Below are 15,434 nucleotides of genomic sequence, written 5' to 3' on the forward strand. Positions count from 1 at the left end.
GTACTGATCAAGAAGGTCTGAGGTCACGCGCATCTGGGTTGCCGGCTGAGCGGCATATTCGCGTGGGTTGTAGACCTGGAATATGAGGTATTCGGATCGCGGGGGCCTGTCGATGTGGGCCCGCGCTGAACGGGAGCGGCTTCGGTTCGTAGCCGCGGACATGTTCGCCGGCGGGATGAGCGCGCCGCAGGTAGCGCGGGAGTTGAGCATCACCCGCAAATCGGCGTGTGCGTGGCGCCGGGCCTGGGAAGCCGGCGGCAAAGCCGCGCTGGCGTCCAAAGGTCCGGGCGGGAACGTGTGCCGGCTGTCTGCTGATCAGCTCGAGCGACTGGAATGGGAACTGGAGCGGGGCCCGGCCGCGCACGGCTGGAGCGATCAGCGCTGGACGCTGCCTCGGATCGCCGCGGTGATCAAGGAGGTGTTTCGGGTGTCGTATACGGCGCGTGGGGTGGCCTATCTGCTGCGCGGGCGGGGCTGGTCGGCGCAGGTGCCCGTGCATCGGGCCACCGAGCGAAATGAGGAGCAGATCACCGCGTGGCGGGGCTGGCGGTGGTCGGCGTTAAAAGGACCGCGGCGGCCTGGGGCGCCTGGATCGTCTTCTGCGACGAATCGGGCCAAAGTCTGAGGCCGCCCAAGGGCCGCAGCTGGGCACGGCGCGGTCACACTCCGATCGTGGCCGTACCGGGGCGCGGAACAGGCCGGGTCTCGATCGCCGGATTGCTGTGCGTTAAGCCGGGGCAGCGGACCCGGCTGATCTACCGGACGACTGTCTATCACGGCCGTAAATACGAGCCGAAGGGCTTCGGCTCGGCTGACTTCGCGGCCCTGCTTACCGACGTCCACCAGCAGCTCCACGGCCCGATCATGGTGGTCTGGGATAATCTTCCGGCGCATGTCAGTGCCCCGATGCGGGCCTGGATCGCCGCGCGCGCCGACTGGCTGCTGGTCTACCGGCTGCCGCCGTACGCCCCGGAACTTAATCCCGCCGAAGGGATCTGGGCCAATCTCAAGGGCAAGATCTACAACCTTGCCGTCCACGGCGTTGACGCACTCGCGGTGCTCCTGAAAAGCCACCTCAAGTGCTTGCAGTATCAGCCCGACTTGCTCAACGCGTTCATCGCCGAGACCGGCCTGAGCCTCGAACCGCCATAACCCCAGACCTTCTTAATCAGTAGCGCGTTGGTGTTGCCGACCGCTGCGGCTGCGCAGGCTAGTCGCTCAGCCCCCTCGAGGTCGCCCGCCTTCTCCCGCATTCGGGCTAAGGCGTGCAGCGCATCGCTGTTACCGACGTCGGCGGCGAGTTCCCACAAAGCGAAAGCATGACGGTAACGGCCCCGATCGGATGCGGCCTGAGCAAGGGCGATGTGATCGTTCGGAGTGGCGGCGTGGTGGGTGACGGCGTTCCAAAATCCGTCCGGGGGGTATACCAAGCGGCGGGTTTGGGTGCCGTGTTGCTCCAGATAGTCGGCCAGCCGGTAGGACGGCTCGCCTCCGGCCTGCGGTGCCGCGGCGAAAGTAGTGCCAGGGCGAGGCTTGAGACGGGTCAGTGGGGCGCGGGCTCCTCTGCATGGCAGCGGATCGGTCAGGTAGGCGAAGGCCTGTTCCAGCCAATCGTCGCCCAATAGGTCCCACTGTTCGTCGCTGAGATATCCGGCGGCGGCCTGCTCCAGCATTAGGCGCGACAGGGTGGCGCTGTGCCCGAGCCGGCGGGCGTCCATCGCCGCATGTACTACTGCCCGGGCCGCAGTGGTTGCTTTGTCGTAACGCTCAATCAACGCGGGTCCGCCAGCCAGATAATGAGTCAGCGCCCCCGATGACGCATGACGCAATGCTTCGGCTAGCCGTGGGTCTTTTCGTGCGCCAGCCGTGGCCGTGGCAAGGTCAATACCGGTGAAGGCGTCCGGGATGCGACGACTGACATCTTTGAGTAGTTCACGAGCCTGCGAATGTGAATCAGAGGATCCAGGGGTGGGGACAGCGGTGAGAATGTTCCAGTACTGCGACCACAACGTACCTAGCACCAGTACTGGCCCCCGCTCGGGAGCGGTCATTAGCTCGCGCAACTCGGCGGCGATCTGTTCTCCCTGTGTACTGGTGGCGGTGAGCAAGTAGTGCTGGGCCTCATTGAGCCACACCACGGTGTACGGACCGATGGTCTTCAGATCGGCCAGGGCGGCCTCAGGCCGTCCGGGGTTGATTGGATGCCATAGTCGCCAGGGCTCGCTCAGGCCGCGCACCGCTTCCCAACAGGCGCGAGTCTTGCCGGTGGAGGATTCACCGACGAGCACCATCATCCGGCTCACGCCGGCTTGGACAGCGGCCACCGCTTCGGCCAAGGCGATATCGTGGGTCCGGCGTACGTAGGCGGGCAATTCGTCGAGTCCGGCGGCGGCTGCCGGAACCTGTCAATTTGATCGAGGCAGTTGAGCTGGGCTAATTCTGTATCGGCTTCTCTGGTGTGTCCCTCGGCTCGTCGGTCTTGGGCTTGTTGATCCACGCCGGGCCGGGCAGTGCGGGCGGGGTGGGAGTGCCGCCGCTGGCGAAGCGCTGAGGGTGGGTGGCTTGTGCGGTGGCCAGGACCTGGCCGCGCCGGTCGTGGACGGTGCCGGCCCGGCCGTGGTGGACGTCGACCGGATGATGGTGACCGATCCCGGAGTGGTAGTGCTCGTGGTTGTACCAGGTGTAGAACTCCTGGCAGAAGGTACGGGCGTCCTCGATCGAGCCGAAGCGGCCCGGGAAGGCCGGGCAGTACTTGAGCGTCTTGAAGCTCGCCTCGATGTGCGGGTTGTCGTTGGAGGTCTTGGGGCGGCTGTGAGACTTGGCCACGCCCAGGTCGATGAGCAGTTCGGCGACGGTTTTGGACGTCATCGACGAGCCCCGGTCTGCGTGCAGGGTCAAGGTGTTGCGGTTGACCTTCTGGTTGACGGCGCTGTGAGCGATCAGTCGTTTGGCCAGCGTGGCCGATTCGCGCGAGGCGACCATCCAGCCGACCACGTAGCGGCTGTAGATGTCGATGATCGTGTACAGGTGATACCAGATGCCCCTGTCCGGGCCGCGTAGCTTGGTGATGTCCCAGGCCCAGACCCGGTTGGGCGCCTCGGCGAACAGCTCAGGGATGGTCTTGGGCGGGTGGGTGGCCTGACGGCGCCGATCACGGCCGACCTCGCCGTGCTCACGCAGAATCCGGTACATCGTGGATTCGGACGCCAGGTAGGTGCCCTCATCCAGCAGCGTGAAGTACGCCGTGGCCGGGGCCGCGTCGGCGAACCGCTCGTTGAGCACGGTGCGGATGCGCTCGCGCTCGCCGGGCGACAGCGCTGATGGGTGCGGCTTGCGCGGGCTGAGTGGCCGGGCTGGAGCGGGGCTTGTGCGGTGCTTGCGATACCAGTTGGCCTGCGGTATCCCGGCCGCCGCGCACGCGTTGCGCCGCCCGAGCAGCGGGGTGAGCTCCTCGATCGCCTCGCTCTGAGCGGCTTCGATGATCTCGGTCACCGCTCGTCTCGCCCCATCGTTGTCTCGCTGCTGGTGGCGAGCTGATCCAGCAGCGCGAAGAGCTTTCCCTGCACCTCGATCACCTGGCGGGTTTTGTCGAGTTCGGCACGCAGCCGCTCGACCTCGCCCTCCAGCGTGTCGATCTTCTTGTCGCGCGGATCGGCCTTCGGGCGGCCGACCGGACGGGCCAGTGCCTGCTCGGCGCCCGCGTCGCGCTGGGTCCGCCATCCCGAGATCAACGAGGAGTACAGCCCCTCGCGGCGCATCAGCGCGCCCTTGCCGGCCTTGTCGAGCTGGTCGTATTCCTCCAGGATCCGGGCCTTGTACGCCGCGGTGTATCGGCGGGTCACGGCCCGCTCGCGCACCTGCGGGTCAGGGATCTCCGGATCCGATTTCTGTGCTCCCACGAAGGGATGTCTCCTTCCCCACCCTCGGTACAGAGTTTTATGCCTATTTGTTACCTCTGTCTATTTTGGCAGGGAGGGTGCACCGACATCGATCGCCGGGTGCACTTCCAAATTGAGCGGCCGCAACTGCGCGATCGGCCGCCCTATCCTGCGCTCATCCACTCGGCCTTCGCACGGGGGATTCTCTTTCCGCGCATCCCGCCGCTCGGCCGGTCGTGTGGTGAAGGACGGTAAGGGGCAACTGGGCTGCCGGTGGGTCTGCGCATCGTCATAGGCCTGTTTCCAAGCCGTCAAGCCGCCCAGTACCGCGTCGGGATCCCCTCGCCCATCTTCTTCTACCTTGTGACGGTAAGCCTGCAACAGCGGCTCAACCTGAGAATTCCAGTCCGGCAGCCGTTTGCGTCGGCCACCGACCAAATTCTCCACTGTGCTCTTCGGGATGCCGGAGCGGCGAGACAGCCACGCAGCGGAAGGGTTCCAGGCCACCTCGCACGCCTGTTGGAGGTAGCCGATGAAGACCTGCCAACCATCTGCAGGCGAGAACTCTTGCCCTACCACCAACCCGATCTCTTCCCTCATGATGATCTACTCGATGTCACGAATCTGGGCCCCCAGCCTAAAGACACGTCAGAAGATCACGGGCGAAAAAGACGATCTCGTCACCATCCCCAACATGTGGAGGTGATTTGAGGCCACCCCGGATTACCCAAGGTGGCCTTCGCATCGAGACGCCACGGGTCCCTGACCAATGAGATCGAGACATGTCAGGGACGAAGACGCGCTACGGCCGCCTAGCCGCCATTACCGCCGCCGCTGTGGGCGCGCCCGCTGTCGCATGGGTTGTACATCCCATGCTCAGCGCGGTCATTGCCAGCCTGCAGGCAACCTCCGGCATCACCATCATGGGAACGGCATTGTTCGGCTCTGATCGCCTGAGTGAGCGCGCCTTCCGGCTACTGCGCTGGGCCACCGACCGGCCCGAACCACCGAAGCTCCGCCGGTAACCGAGATCGTCTCCCCAGTGACCGGTCGGGGTTGCCAAAGAGGAAAACCGGCCAGCGGATCTACGATGAATACTGGCCGGAATATTTCGAGGCATCTTTTCGTGAATTTCTGTGCGCTATACTTCGGGGGTGATGCGGACTGGGGGGTGAGCGTGTGCCGGTCGAGGAGATGACGGCAGAGCCGGACATGCTTGTCCTGGCCCGTGAATCGCGGGGCTGGACGCAGGTCGATGTGGCTGAGGCGATGTCTCGCGTGGACATCGATGCGCGGATCTCTCAGGGATACGTGAGCCGCGCCGAGGCAGGCCGCCTGGCCGTCACGGGTGAGCGGCTGCTGCTGTTCGCGGCCGCGCTGCGCTACACGCCCGAGCTGCTGTGTTCCACCGCTGAGGTTCACGGGGTGGGCATCGGGTTGGTGCACCATCGCAAGCGCGCGTCGATGGGCACGACCGGGCTTCGCCGTATTCACGCGATCCTGGCCCTCAGTCGGATGCAGACCAAAGCACTGACGCGTGCCGCCGACCTACCCGGCGATCACCGCTTCCACCACATCCCTATCAACGAGCTGGACACGCCGCCGGATGCCGCCGACCAGTTGCGTGAGGACTGGCGTATGCCGCCAGGCCCCGTTCCTGACCTGGTCGCCTTGGTGGAGCACGCCGGAGCGCTGGTCTTGGCGCGAGATCTGGGTACGGGTGAGCTCGACGCGGTGAGTCAGTGGTCGGCGGGTGAACCTCCCCTATTCCTGCTCAACTCCACCGCACCGCCGGATCGTTTCCGCTTCAGCCTCGCCCACGAACTCGGCCATGTCGTCATGCACACCGAGCCGGGCTCGGGCCGGGAGCAGGAAGATCAGGCCGATCGTTTCGCCGCGGAGTTCCTCATGCCGTATGAGGACATCACCGCGGATCTGAAGAAAGGCGTCGATCTGGCACGTCTGCTGGAGCTCAAGGGACGCTGGGGCGTGTCCATGGCCGCTTTGGTCCGCCGGGCGCTGACGCTGAGCGTGATATCCGATTGGCAGTACCGCAATATCATGGTGGAGATGTCGGCATTGGGGTACCGCACGACAGAACCTGGAATGGTCCCCCGAGAGACGCCGCAGGGCATGGCCCGCGTCGTCACCCGGTTGCAGCAGCACTACGGCCTCAGCCCCGCTCGGGCGGCTCACGTGGCCGGCTTGACCCCTGATGAGTTCGACGAGATCTACCGGTGTGCTTCATCCCTGCCCGAAAGCTCCCCGCTTTCGGCATGTCTCTGAGGTGAGCTGATGATCGACCCTACGATCCCGGGTCCGCGTCTTTCTGAGGCCCCCGCTGTCGGCGCACGGCCGACAACGGCGCAACTGCTTGCCGGACGGGTGCTGTACCAGGAAAACGCCCGCTTCCTCCCGCGCCTGCGCGACTGCGTCGACGCCAAGCTGAGCGGCGTGGTGATGACCGGCAAGAAGGCCGACGAGCGCGCCTCCCAGCTACGCGAGGCCGGCTACCGCGGGGTTCTGCTGATCGACAGCGCCGCCTACATGACACACACGGCCACCCCCGACGAGCCCTTCCTGCTGCCGCAGGACAGCCTCTTCAACGACCTGGACAACTGCCTGACGTTCCAGCTGCACCGCGGCGCCGATGTGGCGCTGACCCCGACCGGTTACATCCCGCCGGCCGCCTCCAAGGTCCTCAAGGCGGTCATGCGCGCCGCCAAGCAGATCGAGCGAGACGACGTGGTCGTCGTCTTGCCCGTCGACATCGCCTGGCTCAACCCTGAGCACATCGCCCAGTTCATCGCCGCCTGTACGGAGATCCGCCAGCCCAAGGCCGTCATCCTGACCCGCCAGTTCGACCCGCTGAAAGCCTTCAAGGAGGCCCCGGCCAACCTGCGGCGCCTGGTATCAGAAGTCGAACACATCGCGCTTTTGCGCACCGACCTCGCCGCCCTGGACGCCATGACCTACGGAGCGCTGTTCGCTGGGATCGGTGCGGACAGCTCCATCCGGCACGCCGTGCCGGCGGGGGAACGACCGCAGACCGCCCAGAACGGCGGCGGCGCCCAGTTCCCTTCGGTGCTGCTGCCCAATCTGATGCGCTTTTCCTGGGGGCCGACATTGGCGAACCGGTATGCCAACGCCGAACCCGTCCGGTGCGACTGCCCGGCATGCCAGGGACGCGGTTTGGACCGTTTCAACACTCCCGATGGGCCGACCCGGATCGAGTCCGAGGATCACAACGCCTACACCTGGGGTGCCTGGGTGAACGAGCTGGCCGCGTGCAGCTCGGCGGCCGAGCGTCGTCAGCTGTGGCGTGACCGGTGTGCGCACGCGGTGGGTCGCTATGAGCTGGAGAACGTGAGGATCGAGCAACCTCGCGCGTTCCAAGCTCCCCCGGCTCTGAAGGCCTGGGCCAGTCTCCCCACCGGGGATGACACGCCCGCTCCCGCCGAGGGCGGTCCGCGAGGGGTCAGTTCAGCTGCTGGTTGATCTCTTCGGTGAACTGCCAGCTCGCGGCCGTGAACCGCTTGCGCACAAACGGCCGCGGCGGCACCACAACCTCCACCGCACCTTTCCGGGCGAGCAGTAAGCCGATGCCGTAGAAGTCCGTCTGCACCATGGCCTCCTGCGGGCGGCGCAGCGGGCCCTCCACCAAAATCGCGCGCGCGCAAAACGGTGCAAACCGGCCGGCCCTCTCCAGCGCCGACTCCCATCCCCGGCCGGGAACCACAGCAAGATCCACCCTGATGGGCTGCACCGCGCGCCGCACTACCGCTTCCCCGTGCCGGCTCACCGCTCCGAGCGGGATCTTGGCCAGGGTGCGGCGCTCCGCGGGATTCAGCGAGGAGACCGCTACCGGCTCCTCCAGCGGCAAGCTCATCAGCAATTCCAGCACTTCAGGACGGAGGAGCGCCTCCGCGCGGGCGCAGGCGCGTCGGCGGCGCTCCCGTTCATCGACGCGGTAGGCGATCAGCGTCTGCGATCCCAGTATGTTCACCAGCGCGGTCTGTGAGTCCGCCGGCACCAGGCCACCTGGTCTCCGGGCAGCAGCCGAAACCACATCCATAGGTACCTGCATCGTGACCGCCATACCTTCACCCTTCCCTAGTGCGATGCCCGTGCCTCATTCGGGGTCGTGCGAATTGGCGGGAGGCGAGAAATCCTCCAGGGCCCGCACCAGCGCGCGCAGCCCTTTCCACACTCGCGGATCCCCGCACCGCTCGTACCAGCGCCGTCGCTGCCCGGCAAGAACCTCTGCTTGTCGGACCAGCCCCAGCGCGATGAGATCTTTGAGCGGCGGGTAGTAAACCGCCGTCGACACCCCATGAGCAACGGCCAGCTCACTCAGGCTGACCTGGCCGTCTCGGGTCATCGCTAAGGCTGTCACCAGGGCTAGCTTGTGCCGGTTGCCCAGAAGAAGGACTGACACGTCCTGCCGTACTGCACGGGCTGGCTGCCGCATACCCATGATTATGTATTTGCGAAAAATAAATTTCAATAGTGTGTAGTGGATTACGAGTATGAGCGGGGTGCACCAGAAGTCCACCGAAGGTGGTATCGCTTCCTTCGTCGGTGATGTCTTGACTGTGCTGCAGATGGTGAGACCCTGCGCGTATGAAGGCTGATGCCCCTATCGTCGGCGGTGCCAGGCTGACCAGTCGACGATCGACGATGTTGTGAGTCGGCGCCGGATTATGGCCTGCGTGGTGATCGCGGTGGCTCTGGCCTTGATTGCCAACGGTGTGGGTTTCGGTGCCGGGACCATCATGATCAGTCCCCTACCTATCGTCGTTGGCGCCTTTTTACTGGGAGCAGGCGTGACGGCGCTGTTCCGGCCGCGACGTAGCCCCGGCCTAAGGACTCAGGATGTGATGATCGGCTCTCTGCTGTCGGCCGTTCGCGACCTGCCGGATGGGTGGCAGGCGATGGACCCGGTCACTGGCCAGATTCTGCAGCTACGACGCGACCGCGGAATGATCACATTGGTGGTCGTTGAGCCACTCAGCGACGATCCGGTTCTGGAGCGCGCCGCCATGATGACCTACTACCTGTTGGGCGGGTTTGGCCGCCCGGTACCGGCTCCGCTCAACCGCTACGTCGCGCCGCTGCACGAGCAAGACGGTGAGTCGATGCCGTGGCGACAGGCTCGCCAGGAACTCAAGATGGCCGATATGACTGGCACCGCCTACGCCACCCCCGAGGAACTGGCCGAACTACATGACCTCGCCCTACGCGTCATCACTCGCTCGGAACCGGATCAGTAACACCGCATCTCGGAGAGTCCTACCGCTACTTGCTGTACTCAGCATCCCCGAAGACCCGCTGTCTCGAAAACCATCCTGGAACGCCATTTCCCGGAGAGAGCGTTTTGGGACGGGTTTCGAGACGGTCGTTCGCCTCCGGCCGCGCCCCGACGAGGGAAAGCATCGAGTAGGCCGGTGTAGGCCCGTTCGATTGGTGCCGGTTGCAGCCCGCACCCACCTCACACAATGCTAATTATGTGAGACGGCTCGGTGATGAGCAGTGAGCCGACATCGCCCGCACCGCGATCACAGCGCCCGAGGGGTCCGTCTGCTCCAGAGCCCGGTTGCTCTTCTCCAGCACCTTGTTCGTCGCGGCCAGAACTTCGGCGGGCTCGTCGGGTGTCCTTTCTCATCGGATCGGAGTCACACGGTGGGGCAATTGGTGTAGATGAGCACCATTTGCGGAACCTTCACGGCCCGTTCGGCCTCCTGACGCCCGGCCCGCATGATGCGATCAGCACATCAGCGCAGATCAACCGCGCCGCTTCCTGAAAGAGCGGCAAGATTCGCCCAACTAGACCCTGACTGATCGTCAAGCGCTGCTGTTTGTTCGCGCACGCTGCCTTGCGATGGTCCATCTGTCCCCGCCTCGCCCCCTTGCCAGGAACTTCTCTTCCTGGCCGAGGTCGCGGACAGAAGAGATGTGCTCGCATGCGCCGCGTCGTCACCGTCCTCTCCGCCGCCCTGGCAGCGATCCTCGCTCTCTCCCTGAGCGCCGGCACTGCGGAGGCCACCCCGCCCGGCATCCCGTCGGCGAGCACCGCCGCCTCCCGCCTGGCCGCCCTGACCGTGGCGGTCGAGTCCCACGCCAGTACCTACAACCGAGACCTCTTCCCGCACTGGATCACCGTCTTGGGAGCGTGTAACACCCGCGAGCAGGTGCTCAAGCGCGACGGCACCAACGTCGTGGTCAACAGCAGTTGCGCCGCCACCAGCGGCAGGTGGTTCAGCCCGTACGACGGCGCCACCTGGAGTGCCGCGAGTGACGTCGACATCGACCACATGGTGCCGCTGGCCGAGGCGTGGCGCTCGGGCGCCTGGGCCTGGACCACCGCCAAGCGGCAGTCCTTCGCCAACTCTCTCAACGACGGCCAGCTGTGGGCGGTCACCGACAACGTCAACCAGAGCAAGGGCGACCAGGACCCCAGCACCTGGAAGCCGTCGGTGGCCTCGTTCCGCTGCACCTACGCCAGGGCGTGGATCGGCGTCAAGTCCAACTGGGGCCTGAGCCTGCAGTCCGCGGAGAAGAGCGCCCTGCAGAGCATGCTCGCCGCCTGCTGACACCCACGCTTCTCGTCCGGCTAGTGCTGTGACCAGAAACGATCACCGGGTTGGCGTGTAGGACCCCCGCCGGTTTGATTGACTGATCAGGTTCGATCAGCGTTTGGGAGGCAGGGTGACGCAGCCGGTCAAGGTCCGCAGGCTCACGAACCAAGAGGGGCAGAAGCTGCAGCGCATCGTGCGGCGCGGCACGATGAGCACGGTGCGATATCGGCGGGCGATGATCCTGCTGGCCTCGGCCGGCGGCAACACGGTGCCGGTGATCGCGCGCCTGGTGCAGGCCGATGAGGACACCGTGCGCGATGTCATCCATCGCTTCAACGAGATCGGGCTGGCCTGCCTGGACCCTCAGTGGGCGGGAGGCCGTCCCCGCCTGCTGAGTCCTGAGGACGAAGACTTCGTTGCGGCGACGGCCACCACCCGGCCTGCCACGCTCGGCCAGCCCTTCACCCGCTGGTCCATCCGCAAACTGCTGGACTACCTGCGCCGCCTACCCGGCCGCACTTTCACCTTGGGCAGGGAGGCGTTACGCACCCTGCTGGCCCGCCGCGGGATCACCTTCCAGCGCACCAAGACCTGGAAAGAGTCTCCGGACCCGGACTTCGAGACCAAACTCGACGAGATCGAGTACGCCCTGATCCAGCGGCCCGAGCGCACCTTCGCCCTCGACGAGTTCGGGCCGCTCGGCATCCGCCCCACCGCCGGTTCGGGATGGGCCCCGCAGGGTGAGCCGGATCGGCTGCCGGCCACCTACCACCGCACCCACGGCGTCACCTACTTCCACGGTTGCTACTCCGTCGGCGATGACCTGCTGTGGGGCGTCAACCACCGGCGCAAGGGCAGCGCCCCCACCTGGGCCGCCCTGAAGTCGATCCGCGCCGCCCGGCCAGACGGCGCGCCGATCTATGTGATCCTGGACAACCTGTCGGCGCACAAGAACCGGCGTATCCGCGCCTGGGCCAAGAAACACAAGGTCAGGCTGTTGTTCACCCCGACCTACGCCTCCTGGGCCAACCCGATCGAGGCCCACTTCGGACCCTTGCGCCAGTTCACCCTGGCCAACTCCGACCACCCCAACCACACCGTCCAGACCCGTGCCCTGCACGCTTACCTCCGCTGGCGCAACGCCCACGCCCGCCACCCCGACGTGCTGACCGCCCAACGCCGCGAACGCGCCCGCATCCGAAGCGAGAAAGGCATCCGCTGGGAAGGTCGCGCCCGTGCTGAAGCCGCGGCATGACGTGGTGGTTATCGAGGGCGGGTCCCCAGGTGTTGAGAGATGCGCAGTAGGTAGCCGTCCGGGTCCTGCACCGCGAACTGGCGCACGCCCACGGCGTCGACGGTGCGCTCGTACCAGCGCTCTTCCAACGGCAGCCACATCTCGTAGCCGGCAGCAAGCAGCGTGGTGTGAATCTGGTCTACGTCATCCACTTCGACGGTGAGGTTGATCCCACGCCCGTAGGGGTAGTCCAGCTCCGCGCGCGGGTAGAGACGGTCCCGGCTCAACGGCTGCTCCAGCATCAGGTCCGCCCCACCACGTTCTAGGTAAGCAAATCGCTCCTGGGGACGCTCATAGCGAATCTTGAAGCCCAGCAGGCGGTAGAAGGCCAGGCTGGCCTGGATGTTGGAGCAGATCAGTTCAGGAACAAGTCGAGACACTTCGTCACTCTGGCAGCTCCCCGAATACTCCAGCAAATCTCATCGTCGTGCCATGGGGCTTTCGGGGAGCCCCATCGACCCGGTGATCGTTTCCGGTCACAGCACTAGCCTCGACCACAGCCCCGAGGCAACGGAAAATCTCCACCCGCGCCGGCCACCAACCTGCGCCCAATGAAGGCCACGTCCGGTGGCTGCCCATACAGTGCGGGCGGCCACCGGAGCCCGGGAGTCCAGGCTTTCGCCCCGCGGAGCGGGCGACCCAGGGGCCAGGGCGTCGCCACCCCGACTAGCTATGGAAGCGATCGGGGTGGCAGGAAGCATGGACCCGATGCGGCTTACGGTGTCTTGTACTTCAGGGTGTAGGAGCCGATGCCGTTGGAAGAAGTCACACGGTAGCGATAGTCGCCGGGTGCGCCGGTGTAGCTGATCTTCTCGTCGGGGTTCAGACGATCGGAGGTGGCTACAGTGACCCAGTTCTTGCCCTCCCGTTTCTGCAACTCGAGATCGAGATCGAGATCGAGATCGACGCCGTCGACATCCAGGCAGGCGGAGTGAACGCCATTGATAGTCGACCGGTAGGAACTGTTGTTCGGCCGGTAGACAGACTCACCGTTGGTCAGCGTGCCAGTGACAGTTTTCAGGTAGTCGGTGCAGGAAGGCTGTGGGTTGTCGATGGTCAGCAAGGTCAGCTCATAGTTCGTGAGGATCTCATCGATCGGCTGGAAGTAGGTGACGCCCCCGAGTTCGCAGTTGCCAGAGCCGCCGGAGGTGACCCCCTGGGCCTGGTCCACCGAGATGAAGGGACCGCCGGAGTCACCCTCCTCGGCGCAGACATCGGTCCGGACCAGCCCGTGGACGGTGCCCTGGACGTAGGCGACGCTGGTGTTGCGCTGCAAGATGGTGCCGCAGTACCAGCCGCTTGCCGCGCCAGATCGGCAGACCGACGCGCCTACGAGGGCTTCCCGGGAACCGGCGACGTTAATCATCCCACCGGTGCTGCTGTCTACTAATGGTTTGGGGGTCTTGTTGTCGTTCACCGCGACCCAGGCGAAGTCGCTGTCCGGGAAGTTCGACTTCTGGAAGGTGCCGAGGGGGGTCCAATCGGCGTCGGTCGCGGAGGCAGCCGCTGCGCCGCAGTGGCCGGCGGTCACGAAACCCCTCTGTGCCTGCTTGGTCACGGAGAAACCTACCGAGCAGCGAGACGTGGGGCCGACACGGTAGATGTCGCCGCCTTTTATATCGTTAAGAATCTTAGGGTCCTCAGTGGAGGGTACCGCCTGTATCAGGTTCGAGTTGCCCGCAGACTCGATGAAGTCCTCAGCTTTCAAGGGGTCTGGTGTAAGGATGACGATCCTGTTGTTCTTCACGTCGATGTAGCGGACTTTCCCTCCGCTCGTCGTTGAAGCCTCGTCGAAGGTTTTCAAGGTCTGGTCGAGTTCGGTGAGTGACTTCTCAACGAGCTGGCCCCGGGCGCCCGCGGCGATGATCTGGGGGAGGTCGGCGGGGTTGGTAGTGGTCACCACGAGAGTCTGCGCGATGGTTCCCACGAGCCAGGAGCCGCCGAAGCGGTCACCAAGCTTCGCACGGAGCTCCGCTTCAACCCTTGCCAGACGGAGCTCGTTGAACAAGCGGATTCGAGCCTGTTCCTCGGTAAGACGGAGGTCGCGCTGGAGTGCCCTGATCATGCCCGGCGGCGGTTTCAGGACGGCCGTGGCAATTGTGGTAGCGGCCGTCAAGGGGCGGGCGGCAGCCGGAGCGACCATCAAAGTAAGAGCGGTGATCGTCAGAACGCATTCCGCGATCACGATATGTCTATGGAGCACTGGCCTCTCCTCAACTCTGGCTTTCTAGGGAAGAGGGGGGAGAATGCCTCGTATCACCGGTTCATCATGGGATGAGGGCAAGATCACCTTACTCCCACCGTTATCGATCAAGACCGCAGAAGCCACACGCCACACAGAACAATGATTGAGAGCTGCGGATCGGCGCACTTGTTTGATGCTCAGGCATAGCCGATGCGCTAATGCTGGTCGGCAAGGTATGCCCGGTGCTTACCGTGGTTTCCGACCCCGACCCCGACCCCGACCCCGACCCCGACCCCGACCCCGACCCCGACCCCGCCGACTGCCGCACGGCAGGCAGCTCCACTTCCTGGCCGAAGGCTAAGCGGATGTCTAGATCGTCGCCTTCGCTGACGAGCGTGACGAGGCCGCGGCCGCCGTCTGCTGTGCGCAACTGCGCCCTTCAGCCGCGCGAGATCCTCACCGTGGCCGATGATCATCACATTAAATCTTTACGGCTTTGAGCGACGCACCCGTTGCGCGATGGGCGCATCACCGACCAGCACGTGGCCGGCAAGTCGAATCATTTTCTTGAGTTAATCCTCGTCCGATTTTCTCGGGTCCACGCGATCCGGTGCTGGTGACTCCCCTAGATCATTTATTGGAAGAGGAATAGAGAACCGGATGTCTCACCGGGTCGTCCGCCTCATAGTGGCCAGCGTGTCCACAGCGTCGTCATAGGGTGCGTACCTGTTCCTCAAGAACGGCTTGGACCGACTCTTTCTACATGTCTCGCTCGCCAGGGGCGCCGCGGTCGAGTTCCCCGCTATGACTCTTAGACGCAGGCCGCCGACGTGCGCCTTCTCGCTCGTTTAGGGCCGGTGATGTGTCTCTTAATGCCACCAAACCTGGCTGAGGCTGCTTTCCGCGTGGCGTGTGGCTTTTGTGGTCTTGATCGGCAACGGCGGGATTAGGGTGGTGTTGCTCGCATCGCATGCTCAGCCAGTGGTGCGGGGTACTCTCCCCTTTTTTTTCTTCGAGGAGAGATGTATGCCCCGCAGACATGCCGCCATGACGGGATGCGTTCTGGTGCTCACCGCCCTTACCTCGACGGCCACTCCGGCCGTTGCTCACCCCCTGGCGACAGGCACCACAGCCGTCGCTGGTCTGAGACCGCCGCCGGGCATGATCCAGGCCCTCCAGCGCGACCTGCATCTCACCGAGGAGCAGGCCCATACCCGGTTGCTCAACGAGGTTCGCCTGACAGAGGTCGAAGCAGGGCTTCGTGCGAAGCTCGGTACCCGCTTCGGTGGTTCCTGGCTTGAGGGAGCAGTCGCGCAGACTCTCGTGGTGGCCACTACCAACTCCGCCGACCTTGCCCTGATCACCGCCGCGGGCGCCACGGGCAGGCATGTTCAACATTCGCTGGCAGACCTCAATGAGATGCTCAAAGTAGTCGACAAGCAGTGGGCGCCCAGTGCCAAGCTGTACGTGCGCTATGTCGATGTGATGAGCAATAGGGT

Annotated in this window: 15 protein-coding genes and 1 pseudogene; 9 read left to right on the top strand and 7 right to left on the bottom strand. The window is 64.9% G+C overall.

Annotated features, from left to right (window positions below):
• Nucleotides 1-82 precede the first annotated feature (82 nt).
• Entirely contained in the window at nucleotides 83-625 is a 543-nt protein-coding gene (locus CHC08_RS46310; protein WP_089213230.1) for a helix-turn-helix domain-containing protein, read from the top strand.
• Nucleotides 550-1,152, top strand: a complete 603-nt coding sequence (locus CHC08_RS46315) for a transposase (protein ID WP_089213231.1) — start codon at nucleotides 550-552, stop codon at nucleotides 1,150-1,152. The genes CHC08_RS46310 and CHC08_RS46315 overlap by 76 nt, the downstream gene beginning before the upstream one ends.
• Here the strand turns inward: CHC08_RS46315 and CHC08_RS49125 are convergent.
• The 3 genes from CHC08_RS49125 to CHC08_RS49130 all read right to left on the bottom strand — a co-directional run bounded on the left by CHC08_RS49125 (nucleotide 1,092) and on the right by CHC08_RS49130 (nucleotide 4,478).
• A complete protein-coding gene (locus CHC08_RS49125) occupies nucleotides 1,092-2,336 on the bottom strand; it encodes a hypothetical protein (RefSeq protein ID WP_143653670.1) in 1,245 nt (414 codons plus the stop codon). The two genes, CHC08_RS46315 and CHC08_RS49125, sit on opposite strands and share 61 nt — an antisense overlap.
• Before the next feature lie 97 nt (nucleotides 2,337-2,433).
• A protein-coding gene (locus CHC08_RS46320) for an IS3 family transposase (protein WP_420823619.1) occupies nucleotides 2,434-3,899 on the bottom strand; the annotation gives its coding sequence in 2 pieces (ribosomal slippage) (nucleotides 2,434-3,560 and nucleotides 3,560-3,899; 1,467 coding nt in all).
• A 60-nt stretch (nucleotides 3,900-3,959) separates the two neighbouring features.
• Entirely contained in the window at nucleotides 3,960-4,478 is a 519-nt protein-coding gene (locus CHC08_RS49130; protein ID WP_143653672.1) for a hypothetical protein, read from the bottom strand.
• A 272-nt stretch (nucleotides 4,479-4,750) separates the two neighbouring features.
• Between CHC08_RS49130 and CHC08_RS50375 the strand changes: the two genes are divergently transcribed.
• The 3 genes from CHC08_RS50375 (at nucleotide 4,751) to CHC08_RS46340 (ending at nucleotide 7,376) form a co-directional block, all read left to right on the top strand.
• Nucleotides 4,751-4,903, top strand: coding sequence for a hypothetical protein (locus CHC08_RS50375; RefSeq protein WP_179282632.1), 153 nt, complete (start codon nucleotides 4,751-4,753; stop codon nucleotides 4,901-4,903).
• 154 nt (nucleotides 4,904-5,057) lie between these two features.
• Nucleotides 5,058-6,164: an ImmA/IrrE family metallo-endopeptidase gene (locus tag CHC08_RS46335; RefSeq protein ID WP_218825824.1), complete on the top strand. Its 1,107-nt coding sequence runs from the start codon at nucleotides 5,058-5,060 to the stop codon at nucleotides 6,162-6,164.
• Between the two features lie 9 nt (nucleotides 6,165-6,173).
• Nucleotides 6,174-7,376 carry a hypothetical protein gene (locus CHC08_RS46340; RefSeq protein ID WP_143653673.1) on the top strand — a complete coding sequence of 401 codons (1,203 nt, stop codon included), beginning with the start codon at nucleotides 6,174-6,176 and terminating at the stop codon, nucleotides 7,374-7,376.
• On the opposite strand, the gene CHC08_RS46345 is transcribed toward CHC08_RS46340, so the two are convergent.
• Nucleotides 7,357-7,977 (bottom strand): hypothetical protein, encoded by a 621-nt coding sequence (locus CHC08_RS46345; protein ID WP_218825825.1) that lies wholly within the window; start codon nucleotides 7,975-7,977, stop codon nucleotides 7,357-7,359. The two genes, CHC08_RS46340 and CHC08_RS46345, sit on opposite strands and share 20 nt — an antisense overlap.
• A 33-nt stretch (nucleotides 7,978-8,010) precedes the next feature.
• Nucleotides 8,011-8,349 (bottom strand): hypothetical protein, encoded by a 339-nt coding sequence (locus CHC08_RS46350; protein WP_143653674.1) that lies wholly within the window; start codon nucleotides 8,347-8,349, stop codon nucleotides 8,011-8,013.
• A 241-nt stretch (nucleotides 8,350-8,590) separates the two neighbouring features.
• Between CHC08_RS46350 and CHC08_RS46355 the strand changes: the two genes are divergently transcribed.
• The 3 genes from CHC08_RS46355 to CHC08_RS46365 all read left to right on the top strand — a co-directional run bounded on the left by CHC08_RS46355 (nucleotide 8,591) and on the right by CHC08_RS46365 (nucleotide 11,711).
• On the top strand, nucleotides 8,591-9,151 hold the full coding sequence (locus CHC08_RS46355; protein ID WP_143653675.1) for a hypothetical protein: 561 nt from the start codon (nucleotides 8,591-8,593) through the stop codon (nucleotides 9,149-9,151).
• A 690-nt stretch (nucleotides 9,152-9,841) separates the two neighbouring features.
• Nucleotides 9,842-10,471, top strand: a complete 630-nt coding sequence (locus tag CHC08_RS46360; RefSeq protein ID WP_089213740.1) for an HNH endonuclease family protein — start codon at nucleotides 9,842-9,844, stop codon at nucleotides 10,469-10,471.
• A 115-nt stretch (nucleotides 10,472-10,586) separates the two neighbouring features.
• Nucleotides 10,587-11,711, top strand: a complete 1,125-nt coding sequence (locus tag CHC08_RS46365; RefSeq protein ID WP_089213741.1) for an IS630 family transposase — start codon at nucleotides 10,587-10,589, stop codon at nucleotides 11,709-11,711.
• Nucleotides 11,712-11,719: 8 nt separating this feature from the next.
• Here the strand turns inward: CHC08_RS46365 and CHC08_RS46370 are convergent, their stop codons facing one another.
• Together CHC08_RS46370 and CHC08_RS46375 are read right to left on the bottom strand one after the other, a co-directional pair.
• Nucleotides 11,720-12,130 carry a bleomycin resistance protein gene (locus CHC08_RS46370; RefSeq protein ID WP_089213746.1) on the bottom strand — a complete coding sequence of 137 codons (411 nt, stop codon included), beginning with the start codon at nucleotides 12,128-12,130 and terminating at the stop codon, nucleotides 11,720-11,722.
• A 335-nt stretch (nucleotides 12,131-12,465) separates the two neighbouring features.
• Nucleotides 12,466-13,953: a S1 family peptidase gene (locus CHC08_RS46375; RefSeq protein WP_245878993.1), complete on the bottom strand. Its 1,488-nt coding sequence runs from the start codon at nucleotides 13,951-13,953 to the stop codon at nucleotides 12,466-12,468.
• A 1,008-nt stretch (nucleotides 13,954-14,961) separates the two neighbouring features.
• On the opposite strand from CHC08_RS46375, the pseudogene CHC08_RS46380 reads away from it, so the two are divergent.
• Nucleotides 14,962-15,434 (top strand): annotated as a pseudogene (locus CHC08_RS46380) (S1 family peptidase); the annotation flags it as partial.

It is taken from the genome of Streptosporangium subroseum (assembly GCF_900188345.1).
GTDB classification, from domain to species: domain Bacteria; phylum Actinomycetota; class Actinomycetes; order Streptosporangiales; family Streptosporangiaceae; genus Streptosporangium; species Streptosporangium subroseum.

What these genes read in the sequence shown, in the direction of transcription:
- CHC08_RS46350 (WP_143653674.1), bottom strand. Translation starts at nt 8,349, where the DNA reads ATGCGGCAGCCAGCCCGTGCAGTACGGCAGGACGTGTCAGTCCTTCTT.
- CHC08_RS46340 (WP_143653673.1), top strand. Translation starts at nt 6,174, where the DNA reads ATGATCGACCCTACGATCCCGGGTCCGCGTCTTTCTGAGGCCCCCGCT.
- CHC08_RS50375 (WP_179282632.1), top strand. Translation starts at nt 4,751, where the DNA reads ATGCTCAGCGCGGTCATTGCCAGCCTGCAGGCAACCTCCGGCATCACC.
- CHC08_RS46345 (WP_218825825.1), bottom strand. Translation starts at nt 7,977, where the DNA reads ATGGCGGTCACGATGCAGGTACCTATGGATGTGGTTTCGGCTGCTGCC.
- CHC08_RS46360 (WP_089213740.1), top strand. Translation starts at nt 9,842, where the DNA reads ATGCGCCGCGTCGTCACCGTCCTCTCCGCCGCCCTGGCAGCGATCCTC.
- CHC08_RS49130 (WP_143653672.1), bottom strand. Translation starts at nt 4,478, where the DNA reads ATGAGGGAAGAGATCGGGTTGGTGGTAGGGCAAGAGTTCTCGCCTGCA.
- CHC08_RS46310 (WP_089213230.1), top strand. Translation starts at nt 83, where the DNA reads ATGAGGTATTCGGATCGCGGGGGCCTGTCGATGTGGGCCCGCGCTGAA.